We start from the raw sequence: 16,970 nt of genomic DNA, 5'->3' as shown, positions 1-16,970 counted from the left end.
TCCGCGAAATGCCCTAGTGTCTCCTAACTTCAATACATTCAACTCGAACTCGGTGATCTCAAGATACCGGGACTCGTTTTCGACTATCCCGCAGAGTTCATTGTTTCTTAAGATGGTCGACGCAAAGTATTCCTCATCGAATGGCTCTGTGACCGGTGCATTTTTTGGTAGCAAGCAACACTCTCTTGAGAAAAGTAGATGGGAGATAGTACATCAGTGACTTCCGCGGTGACTTGGGATCACCTCAATGGGACCTCAGCATCCCCTTCGATGGATCTGCGGTCTGCTACCCGCGAAAGCGTGCGCTGGGTATTAGCCACTCCACTGGAGGTGATCGAGCCGCTTGTAGGTTTCGTACAGTGTGATGAGGCTTCCTTTTGACATCACCTCTAAGGGGGAACGACCTTGGAAGAAGGCATTGTCGTTCTTCATGGAAGGAAAACCCTTCACGTTCGCTTGGTTGTCAAAGGTATTTCGTAAGGCGGCGTGGATGTTCAGCACCAAGCTGACACGCTGCAATTGGTCAGTGTCGAGGCGCAGCACGGCGTCAGGGTGGTGGGCGATACGCTTTCGCGAAGACGGCGAGATGCGGAGGATGCTGCACACCTGATCATGAGTGGCATTCCACTCCTCGAGCACCCGCAGCGCGGTTTTTAGGGCTACTGCCTGTTGATCATGAGTGAGCTCACTTGAGATCGCCACTAAAAACCGCCTCCTTTGTCGTCGATGCCGCTCCGGACCATGGCGCATGGGTCTGATATGCCAGGCGCTATTCACATTCCGCGAACCGTTGTTCAAAGCATAAGCTCCCGATCATTTGCTCACTAGTCCGTCTCATCTGGAAAGCGACCAGCTCGAGCACCACGTGGGAAGGACATGGCGCAGCGCCATCAAATAGCCATAGGAAACACCCATCGCTCTCGTTTAAGCTCCGATAAAACCTTCGCGGTCCAGGTATGGAGACTACGGCAATGGGGGCTTCAGATGATTAGCAGGGGATCTGAATGGCATCGGTGGGAGCCGCATATCCACGCTCCTGGTACGGTTCTTAATAACCGGTTTGGCTCAAACGATCCGTGGGAGGCCTACCTCAGCTCCCTTGAAGGGCTACAGCCTGCAGTCGAAGCGATCGCTGTGACTGACTACTATGTCACGGACACCTACGAGCAAATTCTCAAGCACAAAGAAGCCGGCCGTTTGCCGGGGGTTCAGCTCATCTTCCCCAACATCGAGCTTCGTCTGGATGTGTTCGCCAAAACGGGTTATGTGAACCTTCACCTTCTCGTCAGTCCTGAAGATCCCGATCACATAGATGAGATCAAGCGCATCCTCAAGCGGCTCCAGTTCCATGCCTTCGGTGACCGCTTCGATTGCACGCGAGAAGAGCTGATCAAGCTCGGTAAGTGTGCAGATCCCTTGATTGTGGATGAGCTCGCGGCGTTGCGGCATGGGGCGACGCAGTTCAAGGTCAATTTTGACCAGCTACGAAAGGTGCTTGGGGAAAGCGACTGGGCCAAAAAAAATACGTTGGTCGCTGTCGCGGGTAACGCGAGTGACGGTACGTCCGGGGTTAGACAGGCGGCCGATGCGACCCTGCGGCAAGAAATCGAGAAGTTTGCTCACATCATCTTTTCCAGCCATCCGGCCCAGCGTGAATTCTGGCTCGGCCAGCGACCTGCCATGACGGCTGAGGACCTGCGCCTTCGTTATGGTGGCTGCAAGCCATGCCTTCATGGCAGTGATTCACATGACCAGAAATCAATTGGTCAGCCGGTGGATAACCGGTTTTCTTGGATCAAAGGTGCGCTGGATTTTGATTCTCTTCGCCAAGCATGCATCGATCCAGAGGGACGAGCCTATGTAGGCGAGTTGCCGCCTCGATCGGCGCTGCCGTCCCAGGTCATTTCTCACGTGAGGATAAACCGCGCGGACTGGGCGGCGACTCCAGATATACCGCTCAATCCAGGCCTTGTTGCCATCATTGGGGCGAGAGGTTCGGGAAAAACGGCGCTGGCGGACATTATCGCTGCGGGCTGCGATGCGATCACCCAAGAGAGCTGGGACGCGGACGAAAATAGTAGTGCGTCATTTCTGGCCCGTGCTCGTAGGTTGATCGGCAACGCTTCTACGACCCTGACCTGGGGAGGTGGCGCGTCGGTTGAGCGCGCTTTAGATGGAAGAGATGCCAACGGGCATATGGCCTTCCCGCGAGCTCGTTACCTCTCGCAGCAGTTCGTCGAGGAGTTGTGCTCCGCGAAGGGCATGTCAGACGGCCTCGTTGATGAGATCCAGCGGGTAATTTTTGACTCCCATAGCCCCGACAGTCGAGACGGGGCGATTGACTTTGAACAGCTGCGAGAACAGCTGACAAGCCGTTTCCAGCAGTCGAGGGATCGAGAGGCTGCCGCGATAGATGACATCTCGGAGCGAATCGCCACTGAGTTTGAGAAAGAGAGCTCGGTTGCCTCGCTAGGCTTCCAGGTTGCGCAGAAAAAACAGCAGATCGCTGGATATTCTGTCGACTTGGCAAAGCTCGTCGTTCAGGGCACAGAGGCTCATGCGACACGGCATGCGCAGCTTAGCGCGGCCGCAGAGAAGATGCGCAGTCGGATTCAGGCCTACAGCAGTCAGCGGCGGACCTTCGTGGCCCTGCAAGACGAGGTCAAGAGTATGCGGGCCACTGGAGCGCCCGAAATGCTCCGGCAGGTTCAAGCCAGACATGCCAATAGTGGTTTAGGACAGGAGCAATGGGAACAGTTTCTTCTGGTCTACAAGGGGGATGTCGACAAGAGTCTTGCCGGATACATTCAGTGGTCTGATCAGGAGATCATCAAGCTACGTGGAGTACCACCGGTACCCGGTGACCCTCTGGTCCCGTTGATTGCCGACACTGTGGATCTTGCAACGCTTCCTCTGGCGCCTATCGCTGCTGAAATGACCCGCCTTGAAGCGTTGTTCAGCGCAGATAAGCTTATTCAAGAGCAATTCAAGGCGTTGACCGACCGTATTACTCAGGAAAACGCGACGCTCAAGGCTCTCGAAACCAAGCTCACAGATGCTCAAGGGGCGGAAGCCCGCCGCAAAGCACTGCAGGCTGAACGCAGTGAGACGTACGGCCGGGTGTTTGAGGCGATCATCAATGAGCAAGATGCCTTGGCCGATCTCTATGCACCTTTAATGGCTCGTCTTGGCGAATCCTCAGGGACCTTGAAAAAACTAGGCATCTTGGTTCGACGGACTGCCGACGTCGCCGCTTGGGGTGAAATTGGTGAAGAGAAGCTGCTTGATCGGCGCAAGGCAGGACCGTTCAACGGGCGCGGGTCGCTGATCACCGCGGCTACGAAGGATCTCAAAGCAGCTTGGGAGACTGGTTCGGCTCAGGACATCCAAGCGGCGATGGCAGCCTTCATGGACAAATATCGCAAGCACTTCATTGATCATGCTCCGGTTGCACAAGCCCAGCAGGCGGAGTTCCGCGCTTGGTCCAAGCAGTTCGCTACCTGGCTCTATAGCACCGACCACATGACTGTCAGTTACGAGATCCTGTACGACGGTATCGATATTAGAAAGCTTTCACCTGGCACGCGCGGGATCGTACTGCTACTGCTCTATCTCGCGCTCGATGATGCGGATGATCGCCCCCTGATCATTGACCAGCCGGAGGAGAACCTCGATCCCAAATCGGTCTTCGATGAGCTGGTCGACCTATTTATCGCGGCAAAAGCGAAACGTCAGGTGATCATGGTGACGCACAATGCCAACCTAGTGATCAACACTGATGCTGATCAGATCATCGTGGCATCCTCGGGGCCCAATACTCCAGGCGGCTTACCGCCTATCACGTATGTTTCGGGCGGCCTTGAGAACTGTGAAGTCCGGACAGCAGTGTGTGAGATCTTGGAAGGTGGTGATACCGCTTTCCAAGAGCGTGCCAGACGGTTGCGGGTACGCTTGGAAAGGTAGGGGTTGGCGTGGCGAGCGTTTATTGGCGGTTGCTTGCCACGCACGTGCCGGGAAGTTCTGGACTTTATCGCATCGTCGATGGACCTCCTGGCTCCAGCGCCTAAGCCGGCGCTGTGGCCAGGACTCCCCTGTCTGCTGGCTGTAGTGAGCGACCTCAGGCCAAGGTACTGGTCGTATTGCTTTGCTTTGGCAGTGCTATCGAGATGAGTGCAGCAGCGAATACGAACGTGCTGGAAATCCACAAGCATGCCTCCAGGCCAGAGGCTTGGAACACCCAACCTGAAAGCAACGTGCCGATCAGCCGGCCCAATGCGTTGGACATGTAGTAGAAACCTACGTCCAGGGAAACGCCGTCTTGCTTGGCATAGCTGACGATCAGGTAGCTGTGCAGCGATGAGTTCACCGCGAACAGCACACCGAACAGCATCAGCCCGCCGAGCAGCACTACCTGGGCCGACCAGCCTGCCGATAGGCCCAGACCAATGAGCGCGGGCAATCCAGCCAGGGCGATCGCCCAGATAAAGGCCGCTCGACCGTCGGGTACATGACCGCGCTTCTTGCCGGTGATGTGAGGAGCAAACGACTGGACGATGCCATAGCCAATGATCCACGCGGCCAAGAAGCCACCGACCAGCCAAAAGTCCCAGCCAAACGCGGTGCTCAAGTACACCGGCAGCGCCACGACGAACCAGACGTCCCTGGCACCGAAGAGAAACAGTCGTGCAGCCGAAAGGATGTTGATGGCCCGGCTCTTGGACAGCATGTCGCGGAACTTCGGCTTGGCCTTGGCTTTGCCCAAGTCCCTGTTCAGCAGCACTAGACTGCCGATCCAGATCAGGGCCAGTACTGCTGCCATAACCAGCACCGCCAGCGTGAAGCCAAGCAACGCGAGCAATGCTCCGCCGAGGAAAAAGCCCACGCCTTTGAGCGCGTTCTTCGAGCCCGTGAGGATGGCCACCCATTTGTAGAGAGTGCCTTGCTGGCTATCCGGTACCAGAAGCTTGATGGAGCTCTTGGCGCTCATCTTGTTCAGGTCCTTGGCGATGCCGGACAGCGCCTGGGCGGCCATCACCCACGGCACTGTCAGCCAGGCTGCCGGAACCGTGAGCATCAGCAAGGCCAGCACCTGCATGCCCAGGCCGATGTTCATGGTGCGGTTGAGCCCCAGGCGGGCGCCGAGGTAGCCGCCCACTAGGTTGGTGATGACGCCAAACACTTCGTAGAACAGGAACAGCGCGGCGATCTGCAGCGGCGTGTAGCCCAACGAATGGAAGTGCAGTACCACCAACATGCGCAATGCACCGTCGGTGAGGGTGAAGGCCCAGTAGTTGCCGGTAATCAGCAGGTACTGACGCACTTCCCCAGATAGGGCTGACAACGCCTTCATGATCGCCGTTTACTCCGCCGCGCCGACCAGTCGTGCCAGTTCTGCCGCACGGTTGGCATAGCCCCACTCGTTGTCGTACCAGGCATATATCTTCACCTGTGTACCATTGACCACCAAGGTCGACAGCGCGTCGATGATCGAGGAGCGTGGATCAGTGCGGTAGTCGATAGACACCAGGGGGCGCTCTTCGTAGCCAAGGATGTCTTTCAGTGGTCCATCGGCCGCCGCCTTCAGCAGCGCGTTAACCTCCTCAGCTGTCGTCTCGCGCTCGACTTCAAACACACAGTCGGTCAGCGAGGCGTTGGCCAGCGGTACACGCACGGCGTGACCATTCAGCTTGCCGCGTAGCTCGGGGAAGATCTCAGCGATCGCAGTAGCCGAACCCGTGGTGGTCGGGATCAGGCTCATGCCCGAGGCACGGGCGCGGCGCAGGTCCTTGTGCGGCGTATCGAGGATGCTCTGGGTGTTGGTGAGGTCGTGGATGGTGGTGATCGAACCGTGACGAATGCCCAGGTTCTCGTGAATCACCTTGACCACCGGTGCCAGGCAGTTGGTGGTGCAGGAGGCGGCGGTCACGATACGGTGCTGCGCCGGGTCGAACAGGTGCTGGTTGACGCCCATCACCACGTTCAGTGCACCCTTTTCCTTCACCGGAGCGCAGACCACCACGCGTTTGACGCCTTGATCCAGATAGGCCTGAAGCACGGCCACCGACTTCATCTTGCCGCTGGCCTCGATAACCAGATCGCAGCCCGACCAGTCGGTGTCGGCAATCGTCTTGTTCGCGGTGACCTTGATGCGCTTGCCCTCGATCATCACCGAGTCGCCTTCAGCACTCGCCTCACGATGCCAGCGCCCGTGCACCGAATCGAAGTTGATCAGGTGGGCGTGGGTCGCTGCGTCGCCGGCAGGGTCATTGATCTGCAGGAACTCGAATTCCGGCCAGTCCCAGGACGCGCGAAGCGCCAAGCGACCAATACGGCCAAACCCATTGATGCCTACTTTGATAGCCATGTTCTTGTTCTCGAATCGCGATTAGCGAAAGGTTAGAGGGTGTCGCTGAACTGGTTGATGTATCCAACGTGCGCAGGGTTCTGGATCGCACGCGGGCGCAGGGCCTGGACCTGGGCAACAGCTTCTTGCACAGGAATGCCGCACTCGATCATCAGACGGGCCGCAAACAGGCCGGTGCGTCCAGAGCCTCCCTTGCAGTGAATGGCGATCGTCTTACCGGTCATCACCAGCTCTTTCAGGCGTTCCCGGTGAGTGTCCCAGGCGGCAGCAAACGGCTCACCGGGTGCTTCGTCGTCCTCGACCGGCAGGTGGAACCATTCGAGGCCCAGCAGTTGACACTCCACGGGAAGCAGATCGATTTCGTTCTGCAGCAGTTCTTCACTCGGCATCAGAGTTACCAGCGCGCTCGCGCCGGCTTCGCGCAGCGTTTCCAACGCCTGAGATACCGATGTCTCTTTGGTACCTGGGCACGGAGTGAAGATCAGCTGGCCGACCAGTTCAGAATTAGCCAGCACGGAATACGGGTGCAATTGCATGCTCACAAAGCCTCAAATGGATCGTTGATTGACACGCTTGGATAGGTCTTCAGCCGACTCTTTACGTTCGGAGTAGCGATCGACCAGGTAGTCGGAACGATCACGAAGCAGCAGGGTGAACTTCACCAGTTCCTCCATCACGTCGACGACACGGTCGTAGTACGAAGAGGGCTTCATGCGGCCCGCCTCGTCGAATTCCAGATAGGCCTTCGGCACGGACGACTGGTTAGGGATAGTGAACATGCGCATCCAGCGGCCGAGGACGCGCAGCTGGTTGACCACGTTGAACGACTGCGAGCCGCCGCAGACCTGCATCACCGCGAGGGTTTTGCCTTGAGTGGGGCGCACTGCGCCCATGCTCAGTGGAATCCAGTCGATCTGCGACTTGAACACGCCGGTCATTGCACCGTGGCGTTCCGGCGAGCACCAGACCATGCCTTCGGACCACAGCACCAGATCGCGCAGCTCCTTGACCATGGGGTGGTCATCGGGCACGTCATCCGCCAGTGGCAGCCCGGTCGGGTTGAAGATCCGCGTCTCGGCACCGAAGTGCTCCAGCAGCCGTGCGGCTTCTTCCGTCAGCAGGCGGCTGAACGAGCGTTCGCGGGTCGATCCGTACAGCAGCAGAATGCGAGGCTTGTGGGTGGACTTTTGCTCGACTGCCAGTTTGTCTTCTGTCGGCAGGTCGACCAGATCGTTGTTGATATTGGGGATGTGGTGTTCGGTCATGATTTACTCCTGAGACAAGGCGCCAGATGGCTGATCGAACCAGCGGCGCTTGAGCCACAAGGCCACGCCCACCAGTGAGATCAGTACCGGCACTTCCACCAATGGCCCGATGACGGTGGCAAACGCGACCGGCGAGGCAAGACCGAAGGTGGCGATGGCCACGGCAATGGCCAGTTCGAAATTGTTGCTTGCTGCGGTGAATGCCAGTGCAGTGGTGCGCGGGTAGTCAGCTTCCAGCAGCTTGCCCATCCAGAAGCTGATGAAAAACATCACCACGAAGTAGATGGTCAGCGGGATAGCGATGCGCAGCACATCCAGCGGCAGTTGCAGCACCATGTCGCCTTTCAGGCTGAACATGGCGACGATGGTCAGCAGCAACGCCACGAGCGTCAGTGGACTGATCTTCGGGATGAAGCACTCCTGGTACCAGGTCTCGCCCTTGCTGCTGATCAGAATTTTGCGGGTCAGGAAACCGGCCAGGAACGGGATGCCCAGATAGATCAGTACCGATTGGGCGATTTCGAGGAAGCTGGTCTCGATGACGCTACCCTCAAGGCCAAACAGTGGCGGCAGCAAGCCCAGGAAGATCCAGGCGTACACGCTGAAGAACAGGATCTGGAAAATGCTGTTGAAGGCGACCAGGCCCGCCACGTACTGGTTGTTGCCACCGGCGATCTGGTTCCACACCAGGACCATGGCAATGCAGCGCGCCAATCCGATGAGGATCAGGCCGGTCATGTACTCAGGCTTGTCGGAAAGGAAGACAACGGCCAGCCCGAACATCAGGACCGGGCCGATCACCCAGTTCTGGATCAGGGACAACGTGAGGATGCGTTTGTCCTTGAAGACCTGCGGCAACTCCTCGTATTTCACCTTCGCCAGAGGTGGGTACATCATGACGATGAGGCCAATGGCGATGGGGATGTTTGTCGAGCCTACCGACAGGCTGTTCAGCCACTCTGGAAAACCCTGGAACAGACTGCCCAGACCAATGCCCAGGCCCATGGCCAGAAAGATCCAGACCGTCAGGTAGCGGTCGAGGAATGAAAGTCGGCTTTTGCTCATGGTGGATCTCCCTAAACGTCAGAGCGTTCCGATGCGGGCCAGCTCAACCTTGAGTTGGGCGGCATCCAGTTTTTCGAAAGGCAGCGCGAGGAATGCCTTGAGGCGTCGTTTGATCTGCTCAAGCGTGACGTCGAACGCTGCGTCCAATTCGGCGGTGTTGCCCTGCAGGTCCGAAGGGTCAGAAAGCCCCCAGTGGGCTTTCACAGCTGGTCCGAAGAACACGGGGCAGGCTTCGCCAGCGGCCTTGTCGCAGACGGTGATGACAAAGTCTGGTGCCAGCTCGGCATGCGCGTCGCTGGACTTGCTGCTGAGGCCCTCGGTGGAGATACCGGCACGCTGCAGCGCGGTGATGGAAAGCGGATGCACCTCGCCCTTTGGCTGGCTGCCGGCGCTGTAGGCCTTCATGCCGGCCGGTGCCAGATGATTGAAAACAGCCTCGGAGAGGATGCTGCGGCAGCTATTGGCGGTGCAGAGGAACAGAACTTTCATCGGTTTTTCTCGGCAATGATCAGCAGCAGGAGGCGACGCGTTGTGGGCGGTCACCCATGGTGTCCAGTCTTTTGGTGCTAGTACTCAGCCACTCGTGGTTGGCCTCCAGCGTCGTCGCCAGGACCTCACGTACCCAGGCGGGCAGCTCTGGATGCAGCCGGTAATAAACCCACTGGCCCTGACGGCGGTCTTCCAGCAGGTCACACGTACGCAGCTGCGCCAGGTGGCGGGAAACCTTGGGCTGGCTTTCTTGCAGCGCGCAGGTCAGTTCACAGACGCAGAGTTCTTCCTCGCGAGCGATCAGCAGCATCATCCGAATGCGGTTTTCGTCGGCGAGGCATTTGAAGACTTTGGTGGGGGTCAGCGAGTCAGTCATGGGGTTACTCAGTGTTTGGTTTTCACAAGGACGAACATCTTGATGCGTTCATGGATCTCGTGAAGCGCGTGTCGGAAAGCATCGTGTTTGTCACTGGTCACAGGGTCTTCGAAGTTCCACGCCAGAGCCTCGCCGAAGGCAGGCAACGTAAGGCACTCGTGGGCTGCCTTGTCGCACAGAGTAATCACGTAGTCGAACCGTTCCCCTGCGAACTCGTCGATGGACTTGCTGCGCAAAGCGCTGGTATCGATAGCGAGGTGCTCAAGGGCGGCATAGGTACGCGGGTCGACCTCGCCAGGCTGGGTCCCGGCGCTGAAAGCTTCGAAGTGAACAGGGTCTGTATGCCGGAGCAAAGCTTCGGCGAGCTGGGAGCGAGCGGCGTTTGCGGTGCAAACAAACAGAACGCGGGTCTTGCCAGTCATCACTTGGTACCCTGAGTGTATATGGTTTTTCGAATATACGCTTTTTCGAATGTATCGCAACCCCTCGATGATGGGTGGCTTTACATGTGCGCGTTCATGCACATATATTGGCTGCATGACGACCAACCAAAATCTCCGTGCTCAAGCCATCGAAGCCGCCATCGAGTCGCTAGACGAGACCTTCTTCAAAGCGCTTTGCGAGCCTTCCAGAGTCGCGGTTTTCAAGCGCGTACTTTTGCTCGGCCGGGCGGATGTCGGCGAAATCGCCAAAGAGCTGCCACAGGAGCGCTCGGTGATCTCCAGGCACCTGCAGGTATTGCATGAAGCCAAGATCGTGAAGGCCACCAAGGTGGGTCGGCAGGTGTTCTATGAAGTGAATGGTGGGGCGATCGTCGAGCGACTGGAAGGCCTGCTCCAGCGAACCAAAGGTCTGGTTTCGATCTGCTGTCCGTAGCACGGGCTTTTTTTGCTCTTATATATGTATGAGTGCGCACATATGAATGATTCGAATCGCGTTCTGGATGTGGTCGTCATCGGTGGTGGGCAAGCAGGTTTGGCGACTGGCTGGCATTTACAGCAGCACGGCTTGGATTACCTCATCCTGGATGAGCAGACATCCCCAGGCGGGAATTGGCGTAACTACTACGAAAGCCTGCAGTTGTTTTCACCAGCGGAGTACTCCGCGCTGCCGGGGCGGGCGTTTCCTGGCAATCCCAAGGGCTACCCGCTGCGAGACGAAGTGGTGCAGTACCTGGAGAAATACGCCGCCGAGTTTCAGCTGCCTTTTCAGGGCGGTACCCGTGTGGTGGCGGTCGTACTTAAGGACAAGGCATTTGAGATTCGCACCGCCAACGGAGCGACTTTAACTGCGCGTGCTGTGGTAGTGGCATCAGGGGGCTTCAGCCGTCCTTTCATGCCTGACATTCCTGGGCTGGAGAACTTTTCAGGATACTGTCTGCATAGCTCGGCTTATCGAACACCTGAGGCCTTTGACGGCCAGCGTGTTGTCGTTGTGGGGGCAGCTAACTCCGCTGTTCAGATTGCCTATGAACTTGCAGGCGTTGCACAGGTAGTGCTGGCTACCCGCGAGAAGATCCGCTTCTTCCCTCAGCGGATTCTGGGACTCGATTTTCACACTTGGTTGAAATTCACCCGGTTGGAGCACACGCGCTGGTTGAGTGACCAGAGCACGCCTGTGCTGGATACCGGCAAGTACCGGAAGGCCTTGGATACCGGGCGGCTCCAGCGCAAAGCGATGTTCCAGCAGGTGGTGCCTGACGGCGTCGTCTGGCCGGATGGAACCACCCATCAGACCGATGCGCTGATCTTCGCCACCGGTTTCCGGCCGAACCTGGCGTTTCTGGCACAGCTTCCAGTCGCCGACCGGCAAGGTCGTGTCCTGCAGCAAGACGGCGTGGCAGATCAGGTGCCCGGCCTGTACTTCGTCGGGCTGCCCAAGCAAAGGAACTTCGCCTCGGCAACCCTCAGGGGGGTAGGGACTGACGCGGGCTATCTCATGCCTCAACTGCTCCGTCATCTAGAACGGGTTGGTTCGACGGAAACACCCGTTCAACGATCGCGCAATCCAGCCAGCGGCCTTCAAGGCAAGCGTGCTTCTCATAGACGCCAATCGTCCTGAAGCCGCAGGACTGGCAGAGCGCGAGGCTCGCCTCGTTGAAGGTGAAAATGCGGGAAAGGACCTTCCAGAAACCACGTGCCTCTGCCTCGCTGAGCAATGCCTTGAGCAGCAGCTTGCCGATACCACGTCTGCGGACGTCACGATGAAGATAGATTGAGAAGTCGGCGATGCCGGCGTAGCAGGAACGCGCGCGGTAACTGCTCAGGTTTGCCCACGCCACTACCGCCCCGTCGAGCTCGACGACCAGCACCGGATAGCGTGACATATCGGCAACCCACGGCTGTATATCAGTTTCAGTACGCGGCTGGGTCTCGAACGTAGAGCTGCGGTCTTCGATCCCCTGGTTGTAGATCTCGGCAATGGCCTGAACATCACCGGTTTCAGCGAGGCGAATGTGCATCCGGCTTCCTTTGGTGAAATGGAACAACTTTGTTAAAGAGGTTTCACTTTTTTTGCGGCTGGGCTGGGCAGCATTCGGTGGCCAAGCCACAACGTAGTTTGGCAGCACGAGTCAATTGGCGTAGCAGCGTCAGGGCCCCTTGACGTACTTCTGGCGGCAGACAGCTGATCATTGCCTTCTCTTCGGCGATCAGGCTGGCACGAATCCGCTCGTACAGCTCGCCGCCGGCTTCGGTGGCTTGCACCTGGACCGCCCGACGATCTTCTGGATCCTCTACTCGGGTGACATACCCCTTTCGCTCCAGGGTATCGACGACACGACTGGCTGTGCTCTTGTCCAGGAACATCTGCTCGGCCAGGACCTGGAGACGCAGTGGTCCCAGCTTCACCAAAGCTTCAACCGCGTGGCACTGAGTGACCGATACGTCGTAGCAGCAAATGCGGTCGCGATCCCTGAATTGGTAAATGCGCACCAGCTGGGCAAGTGCCTCGTAGAGATCTTCGGCATCCCGGCTGAGATCGCCGCTGTGCTTATCCGACATGGCATTTCCAATTAGTTGTTACTCACAACGTTATGGTTGAAGAACGCGGTCATCAACATTGACCAGCAGATTGATTGTGGTTGATCGTTTACGCGGATGGGTTATCGGTATGCAGATAAAAAAGCAGCTCCGAAGAGCTGCTTTTCTGCCCTACTCCCCCTTTTTATGCTTGTGGGGTTTCAGGTCTGGGTGATCCTTCTGCTTCTCAGGCGTGACCCGCTGCCTCTTGTCCGGAGTGCCATCTTCGTTGGTGCGTTTAGGGCCTGGCTTGATGCTCATGCAAATTTCCTTTTCCGCTTGGGTTGTTGAGTACTGCTATGTAGTTAGTCGAGCTTCTGGCTGCTGTCAAAGCAGCTCGATGTGGAAGCGCTGTCGACCTCACGCGTTCAGTCCGTATTAGAGGCCTGAGTAGGTGCTTCCGGTCAAAGTCTTGCAAGGGGCCGTAAAATCCAGAGCTGAGCTATACGAGGATGTCTGGACGCTCATCATCCCGAGTACGGTGTGGAACAGGTTGTCGCGGCTCAGTGGCGAGCTTGCCTGTACTTTCAAGCAGCCCACATTAAGGCGTTCGCTTTTCGCGAAAGCGTCAGACATCCAGAGCACCAATGGCACCTTGGTTTGCTCATCTGGTGCCATCGCATAGGGCAGCCCATGCAGGTAAAGACCAGCCTCTCCCAGTGACTCCCCGTGGTCCGAAACGTACATCAGCGCAGTGTCGAATTTGTTGTTCGCGGCCAGAATATCGATCAGGCCAGCCGTGACGTAGTCGGTGTAGAGGATCGAATTGTCGTAGGCATTGATCACCTCCTGCTGCTTACATTTGTCGAGCTCATTGGTCTCGCAGACCGGCCCGAATTTCTTGAACTGCGGGAGGTAGCGCTTGTAGTAAGCCGGGCCGTGACTACCTTTGTAGTGGAGCACCAGGACTGCATCGCCTTCCTGACGCTTGATGAAGTCCTCCATCTCCGAGAGCAATACACCGTCCTTGCACTCGTCGCTGCTGCACAGCTGAGCATCTGCGTGTTGGGTAGCCTTGTGGTTTGGCACCCGATCACAGACCCCTTTGCAGCCCGAATTGTTATCAGTCCACATGACACTGATGCCTGCGCGCTGAAGCACATCGAGCAGCCCTTCTCGACTCTTGGCCAAGCCATCCTTGTACTTATCCCTACCGACGTCCAAGAACATGCATGGCAGCGAAACCGCGGTGGCGGTGCCGCACGAGCTCACATTCGAGAAGCTGATGACATTGCGCTTTTCCAGCTCTGGATTCGTATTGCGGGAGTAACCATTAAGGGAGAAGTTGGCGGAACGTGCGGTCTCCCCCACTGCCAGTACCAGCAGCTTGGGTTTGCGAGCCGCTCCCTGCCTGGTCACCAGGGCGTCGGTACCGATGGAGGTCAGTGCTTTCGGTGTGGCCAGCTTGCGTTTCAGGTAACCATGACCGGCAGCAAACAAATTGGTGGGAACCAGAATGAGCCGGATCTCTCGATTGTTGCGTAGGAGGGAGGCATAAGACTGGTACTGGCTCAGCACGACACCAGCAAGGGTTACCAGTGTGAGCGACAGGACGATGAGTCTGCTACCCAACGCTTTGGTCCAGGGCTTGCGCCGCAGGGGCACCAGACAGATCAGGTAGACGGGCAATACCCCTACCATTGCCACCCAGAGGCCAAGCTTCCAGTTCAGTAGCTCGGACACCTCACCGACGTCGGTCTCCACGACGTTGGTGAACATCGTGTAATCAATGACGATACCGTAAGTACTCATGAAGTAGCTGGCGAACGACGCGCTGATCAGCACCAGGCACAGCAGAGGTTTTGCGAGTCTTGACCATGACAGCAAGCTAAGTACGGTGAACACCCAAACGAACACTACGACTGGCAGGCTGGCGGCGAGCAACCAGTTAACTTCATTAGTGTTGAATGCCAGGCGCCAGAGCACACGCCAAAGCTCAGCGTTCGCGAATAGCAACAACCATAAAGTTACTAGCGCGACGAGTGAATTGGTGCTAATGCCTTCCTGTCTAACATTGCGAATAGCATGGATCCATTTACTTAACAGGTTGTGAATAATGGATTTAGAAGGTGTCATTATCGAACTCTAGAGAGCTGCTCATCCATGGCGCTGGTTATGAATAGTCGGGAGCTAAATGGCAAGCCATCGACAGACACAGAGCGAATCAGGGCGTACAGAGCGCCAGAGACCTTGATCCCCTTAGCCTGAGGACGCTTAGGATGTGTGAGGCATAGGATTAAATGAGAAATTAGTTCTCGCTAGGCGCATTATTTCCGCCACACGATAACGTCATGATGACTTCGCGATTACAATGCTGACAGAATCGCGATAATGACTTTTTCGATTGTAAATGCTCAGGCTATGATAAAAAATCGGATAAGTCCGACTTTTTGAGCAGTCAATGCCGCCCGGTGAATTAAATTAAATTTCATAAACAAACCAGCTTCGTTTTGTCGTACGCTAACTTTGAACTTTTACTTTAACTTAAAAGTCATTCTAGCGAGCAGAACACTTCTTTCACCTTTTGCTCGTGCTGATGTCACCTATCGATGAGGGACGAACACCATGAGTTTTCTCAAAAATTTATTGGGTGGCCACCACGGCCGTGGAAACCACGGCGGTGGCAAGCATCACGGTAGTGGGCACGGGAGTGATCGACATGACCGGCATGGTCGCTTCGAGCAGCAGCAATCCTGCGACGGTAATGACCGGGTGATTGAGGATGGTCGCGCAATAGCTCAAGCCCCAATCAAAGATCTGCAGACTTGCAGGCACTGCCGGACCGCAAACGCCCCGTCCGCACGCTTTTGTCTAAACTGCGGAACACCACTATCGAGTGGTTGCACGGCCTGCGGCTCGTCCCTGACAGCAGGAGCAAAATTCTGCAGCCAGTGCGGCCAGGCAACCCCTTAGCGCCTGACCACTCTGGAAATCCAACGCGACCACTACCCTGTGCAAGGAGAAATACGTGGGATCGAATCATGATCATGGCAGTGCCGCGGTTCGTGAGGGGCATCAGAAGAAACTAGTCATGGCATTGATCCTGACCGGTAGCTTCATGATCGCTGAAGTGATCGGCGCATGGATTACCGGCAGCCTGGCGTTGCTGTCGGATGCGTCTCACATGTTCACCGACACCGCCGCTTTGGCAATTTCGTTGATTGCGCTTCAGATCGCCAAGCGGCCGGCGGATCAGAAAAGAACCTTTGGCTATGCGCGGTTGGAGATCCTAGCCTCCACGTTCAACGCCGTGCTGCTCTTCCTGGTGGCGATGTACATCTTGTACGAGGCCTACCAGCGCTTCTTCATGCCGGCGGAGATCGCCACCGGGGCGATGATGTGGATTGCAATTGCCGGCCTGATCATCAACCTGATTTCAATGCGACTGCTGGCATCTGCCAGCAACGAGAGCCTCAACGTCAAAGGCGCCTACCTCGAAGTCTGGAGCGACATGCTCGGATCGTTGGGCGTGATCATCGCCGCCCTCATTATCCGCTTTACCGGCTGGATCTGGGTCGACACGGTTGTTGCCGTAGCGATCGGCCTTTGGGTATTGCCGCGGACGTGGCAATTGCTTCGAGAGAGCTTGGGGATTCTTATGGAAGGTGTACCCCGGGGACTCAACGTGGCGGCAATCGAGGCCACGATCCTCAAGGTCGAAGGCGTCACGGATGTACATGACTTACACGTTTGGGCTGTCAGCAGCGGAAGCAACGTGATGACGTCGCACGTGGTCGTCCGAGACGCAGCAGATGGAGATGCTGTGCTAGCGGCCGTCGTGGATGCAGTCAGCGACGCGTTCGAAATCCATCACTGCACTATTCAGATCGAGCGCGCAGCTTTCCACGAGAACGTCCCTTCGCCGTCGCATTAATCGGCCGATAGACACCTGATCAACACACCGCCTTCAACGTCGGGGGTGGTGTTGTCGAGGATTAGGCAAGGATGGATTGGCGACAGCAGAAGCACTTCATGAGTGCCTGGTGAATGATCCCGGAAGATCCATTCCACTAGCTCAAGTAGGTTCAGCGATGACTTGGATCATTACGAAGTACCTGGTCACTGCCGCGATAGTAATTCTCGTGTCTGAGCTGGCAAAGCGCAGTGACAAGCTGGGCGGCTTGGTTGCCGCCCTGCCATTGGTCACCGTCTTGACGCTCATCTGGCTCTACTTGGAAAACCAGAGCATGGAGAAGATTTCCAATCATGCCTGGTACACGTTCTGGTATGTGATTCCAACGCTGCCGATGTTTATCGCGTTTCCGGCACTGCTGCCCAAGTTGGGATTCTGGTCAACACTTATCTCCAGCATCCTCATCACCATGGCGAGCTTCGGAGGCTTTGCCCTACTTCTAAGGCGATTGGGCATCGAGTTGCTTTGAGTCGGGTGT

Annotated in this window: 19 protein-coding genes and 1 pseudogene; 6 read left to right on the top strand and 14 right to left on the bottom strand. The window is 56.9% G+C overall.

What is annotated here, in order from left to right:
* Positions 1–312 precede the first annotated feature (312 nt).
* A complete protein-coding gene (locus PRJ_RS28530; RefSeq protein WP_100852557.1) occupies positions 313–702 on the bottom strand; it encodes an antitoxin Xre-like helix-turn-helix domain-containing protein in 390 nt (129 codons plus the stop codon).
* A gap of 282 nt (positions 703–984) precedes the next feature.
* Here PRJ_RS28530 and PRJ_RS28525 point away from each other — a divergent pair, with 282 nt between their 5' ends.
* A complete protein-coding gene (locus tag PRJ_RS28525; RefSeq protein WP_100852556.1) occupies positions 985–3,963 on the top strand; it encodes a TrlF family AAA-like ATPase in 2,979 nt (992 codons plus the stop codon).
* Positions 3,964–4,117: 154 nt separating this feature from the next.
* Here the strand turns inward: PRJ_RS28525 and arsJ are convergent, their stop codons facing one another.
* The 8 genes from arsJ to PRJ_RS28485 are packed head-to-tail and all read right to left on the bottom strand — an operon-like array spanning position 4,118 to position 9,981.
* Positions 4,118–5,350: an organoarsenical effux MFS transporter ArsJ gene (arsJ, locus tag PRJ_RS28520; protein ID WP_100852555.1), complete on the bottom strand. Its 1,233-nt coding sequence runs from the start codon at positions 5,348–5,350 to the stop codon at positions 4,118–4,120.
* A 9-nt stretch (positions 5,351–5,359) separates the two neighbouring features.
* On the bottom strand, positions 5,360–6,364 hold the full coding sequence (locus PRJ_RS28515; RefSeq protein ID WP_100852554.1) for an ArsJ-associated glyceraldehyde-3-phosphate dehydrogenase: 1,005 nt from the start codon (positions 6,362–6,364) through the stop codon (positions 5,360–5,362).
* A 32-nt stretch (positions 6,365–6,396) separates the two neighbouring features.
* Entirely contained in the window at positions 6,397–6,900 is a 504-nt protein-coding gene (locus tag PRJ_RS28510) for a dual specificity protein phosphatase family protein (RefSeq protein ID WP_104963044.1), read from the bottom strand.
* Positions 6,901–6,912: 12 nt separating this feature from the next.
* Positions 6,913–7,629: an arsenical resistance protein ArsH gene (gene arsH / locus PRJ_RS28505; RefSeq protein WP_100852552.1), complete on the bottom strand. Its 717-nt coding sequence runs from the start codon at positions 7,627–7,629 to the stop codon at positions 6,913–6,915.
* A 3-nt stretch (positions 7,630–7,632) separates the two neighbouring features.
* Positions 7,633–8,694, bottom strand: coding sequence for an ACR3 family arsenite efflux transporter (gene arsB / locus PRJ_RS28500; RefSeq protein WP_100852551.1), 1,062 nt, complete (start codon positions 8,692–8,694; stop codon positions 7,633–7,635).
* A gap of 18 nt (positions 8,695–8,712) precedes the next feature.
* Positions 8,713–9,183, bottom strand: a complete 471-nt coding sequence (locus PRJ_RS28495; RefSeq protein WP_100852550.1) for an arsenate reductase ArsC — start codon at positions 9,181–9,183, stop codon at positions 8,713–8,715.
* Positions 9,184–9,202: 19 nt separating this feature from the next.
* Positions 9,203–9,559: a metalloregulator ArsR/SmtB family transcription factor gene (locus PRJ_RS28490; RefSeq protein WP_100852549.1), complete on the bottom strand. Its 357-nt coding sequence runs from the start codon at positions 9,557–9,559 to the stop codon at positions 9,203–9,205.
* 8 nt (positions 9,560–9,567) lie between these two features.
* Complete coding sequence (locus PRJ_RS28485) at positions 9,568–9,981, bottom strand: arsenate reductase ArsC (RefSeq protein WP_100852548.1); 414 nt, start codon at positions 9,979–9,981, stop codon at positions 9,568–9,570.
* 115 nt (positions 9,982–10,096) lie between these two features.
* Between PRJ_RS28485 and PRJ_RS28480 the strand changes: the two genes are divergently transcribed.
* On the top strand, positions 10,097–10,435 hold the full coding sequence (locus PRJ_RS28480; protein WP_100852547.1) for a helix-turn-helix transcriptional regulator: 339 nt from the start codon (positions 10,097–10,099) through the stop codon (positions 10,433–10,435).
* A gap of 42 nt (positions 10,436–10,477) precedes the next feature.
* Positions 10,478–11,521 (top strand): annotated as a pseudogene (locus PRJ_RS28475) (FAD-dependent oxidoreductase); the annotation flags it as partial.
* Here the strand turns inward: PRJ_RS28475 and PRJ_RS28470 are convergent.
* The 5 genes from PRJ_RS28470 to PRJ_RS30510 form a co-directional block, all read right to left on the bottom strand.
* On the bottom strand, positions 11,496–12,020 hold the full coding sequence (locus PRJ_RS28470) for an arsinothricin resistance N-acetyltransferase ArsN1 family A (RefSeq protein WP_125921898.1): 525 nt from the start codon (positions 12,018–12,020) through the stop codon (positions 11,496–11,498). The pseudogene PRJ_RS28475 and the gene PRJ_RS28470 sit on opposite strands and share 26 nt — an antisense overlap.
* Positions 12,021–12,063: 43 nt before the next feature.
* Positions 12,064–12,561 (bottom strand): MarR family winged helix-turn-helix transcriptional regulator, encoded by a 498-nt coding sequence (locus PRJ_RS28465; protein WP_100852545.1) that lies wholly within the window; start codon positions 12,559–12,561, stop codon positions 12,064–12,066.
* A 150-nt stretch (positions 12,562–12,711) separates the two neighbouring features.
* The gene (locus PRJ_RS30515) at positions 12,712–12,840 is read right to left on the bottom strand and encodes a hypothetical protein (RefSeq protein WP_003253468.1); all 129 of its coding nucleotides are present in this window, start codon (positions 12,838–12,840) and stop codon (positions 12,712–12,714) included.
* Positions 12,841–12,957: 117 nt separating this feature from the next.
* A complete protein-coding gene (locus PRJ_RS28460) occupies positions 12,958–14,655 on the bottom strand; it encodes a phosphoethanolamine transferase (RefSeq protein ID WP_104963042.1) in 1,698 nt (565 codons plus the stop codon).
* Positions 14,656–15,162: 507 nt separating this feature from the next.
* Positions 15,163–15,354 (bottom strand): hypothetical protein, encoded by a 192-nt coding sequence (locus PRJ_RS30510; protein WP_244891312.1) that lies wholly within the window; start codon positions 15,352–15,354, stop codon positions 15,163–15,165.
* On the opposite strand from PRJ_RS30510, the gene PRJ_RS30505 reads away from it, so the two are divergent.
* The 3 genes from PRJ_RS30505 to PRJ_RS28445 all read left to right on the top strand — a co-directional run bounded on the left by PRJ_RS30505 (position 15,292) and on the right by PRJ_RS28445 (position 16,961).
* Complete coding sequence (locus tag PRJ_RS30505) at positions 15,292–15,492, top strand: zinc ribbon domain-containing protein (protein WP_244891309.1); 201 nt, start codon at positions 15,292–15,294, stop codon at positions 15,490–15,492. The genes PRJ_RS30510 and PRJ_RS30505 overlap by 63 nt on opposite strands.
* A 55-nt stretch (positions 15,493–15,547) precedes the next feature.
* Positions 15,548–16,453, top strand: coding sequence for a cation diffusion facilitator family transporter (locus tag PRJ_RS28450; protein ID WP_094010862.1), 906 nt, complete (start codon positions 15,548–15,550; stop codon positions 16,451–16,453).
* 157 nt (positions 16,454–16,610) lie between these two features.
* Complete coding sequence (locus PRJ_RS28445; RefSeq protein ID WP_094010861.1) at positions 16,611–16,961, top strand: DUF3147 family protein; 351 nt, start codon at positions 16,611–16,613, stop codon at positions 16,959–16,961.
* Positions 16,962–16,970: the final 9 nt, after the last annotated feature.

The organism is Pseudomonas sp. XWY-1 (assembly GCF_002953115.1).
Taxonomy (GTDB): Bacteria; Pseudomonadota; Gammaproteobacteria; order Pseudomonadales; family Pseudomonadaceae; genus Aquipseudomonas; species Aquipseudomonas alloputida.
Note: the sequence above shows the minus strand (reverse complement) of the source record. Positions and strands in the feature narration are given on the sequence as shown.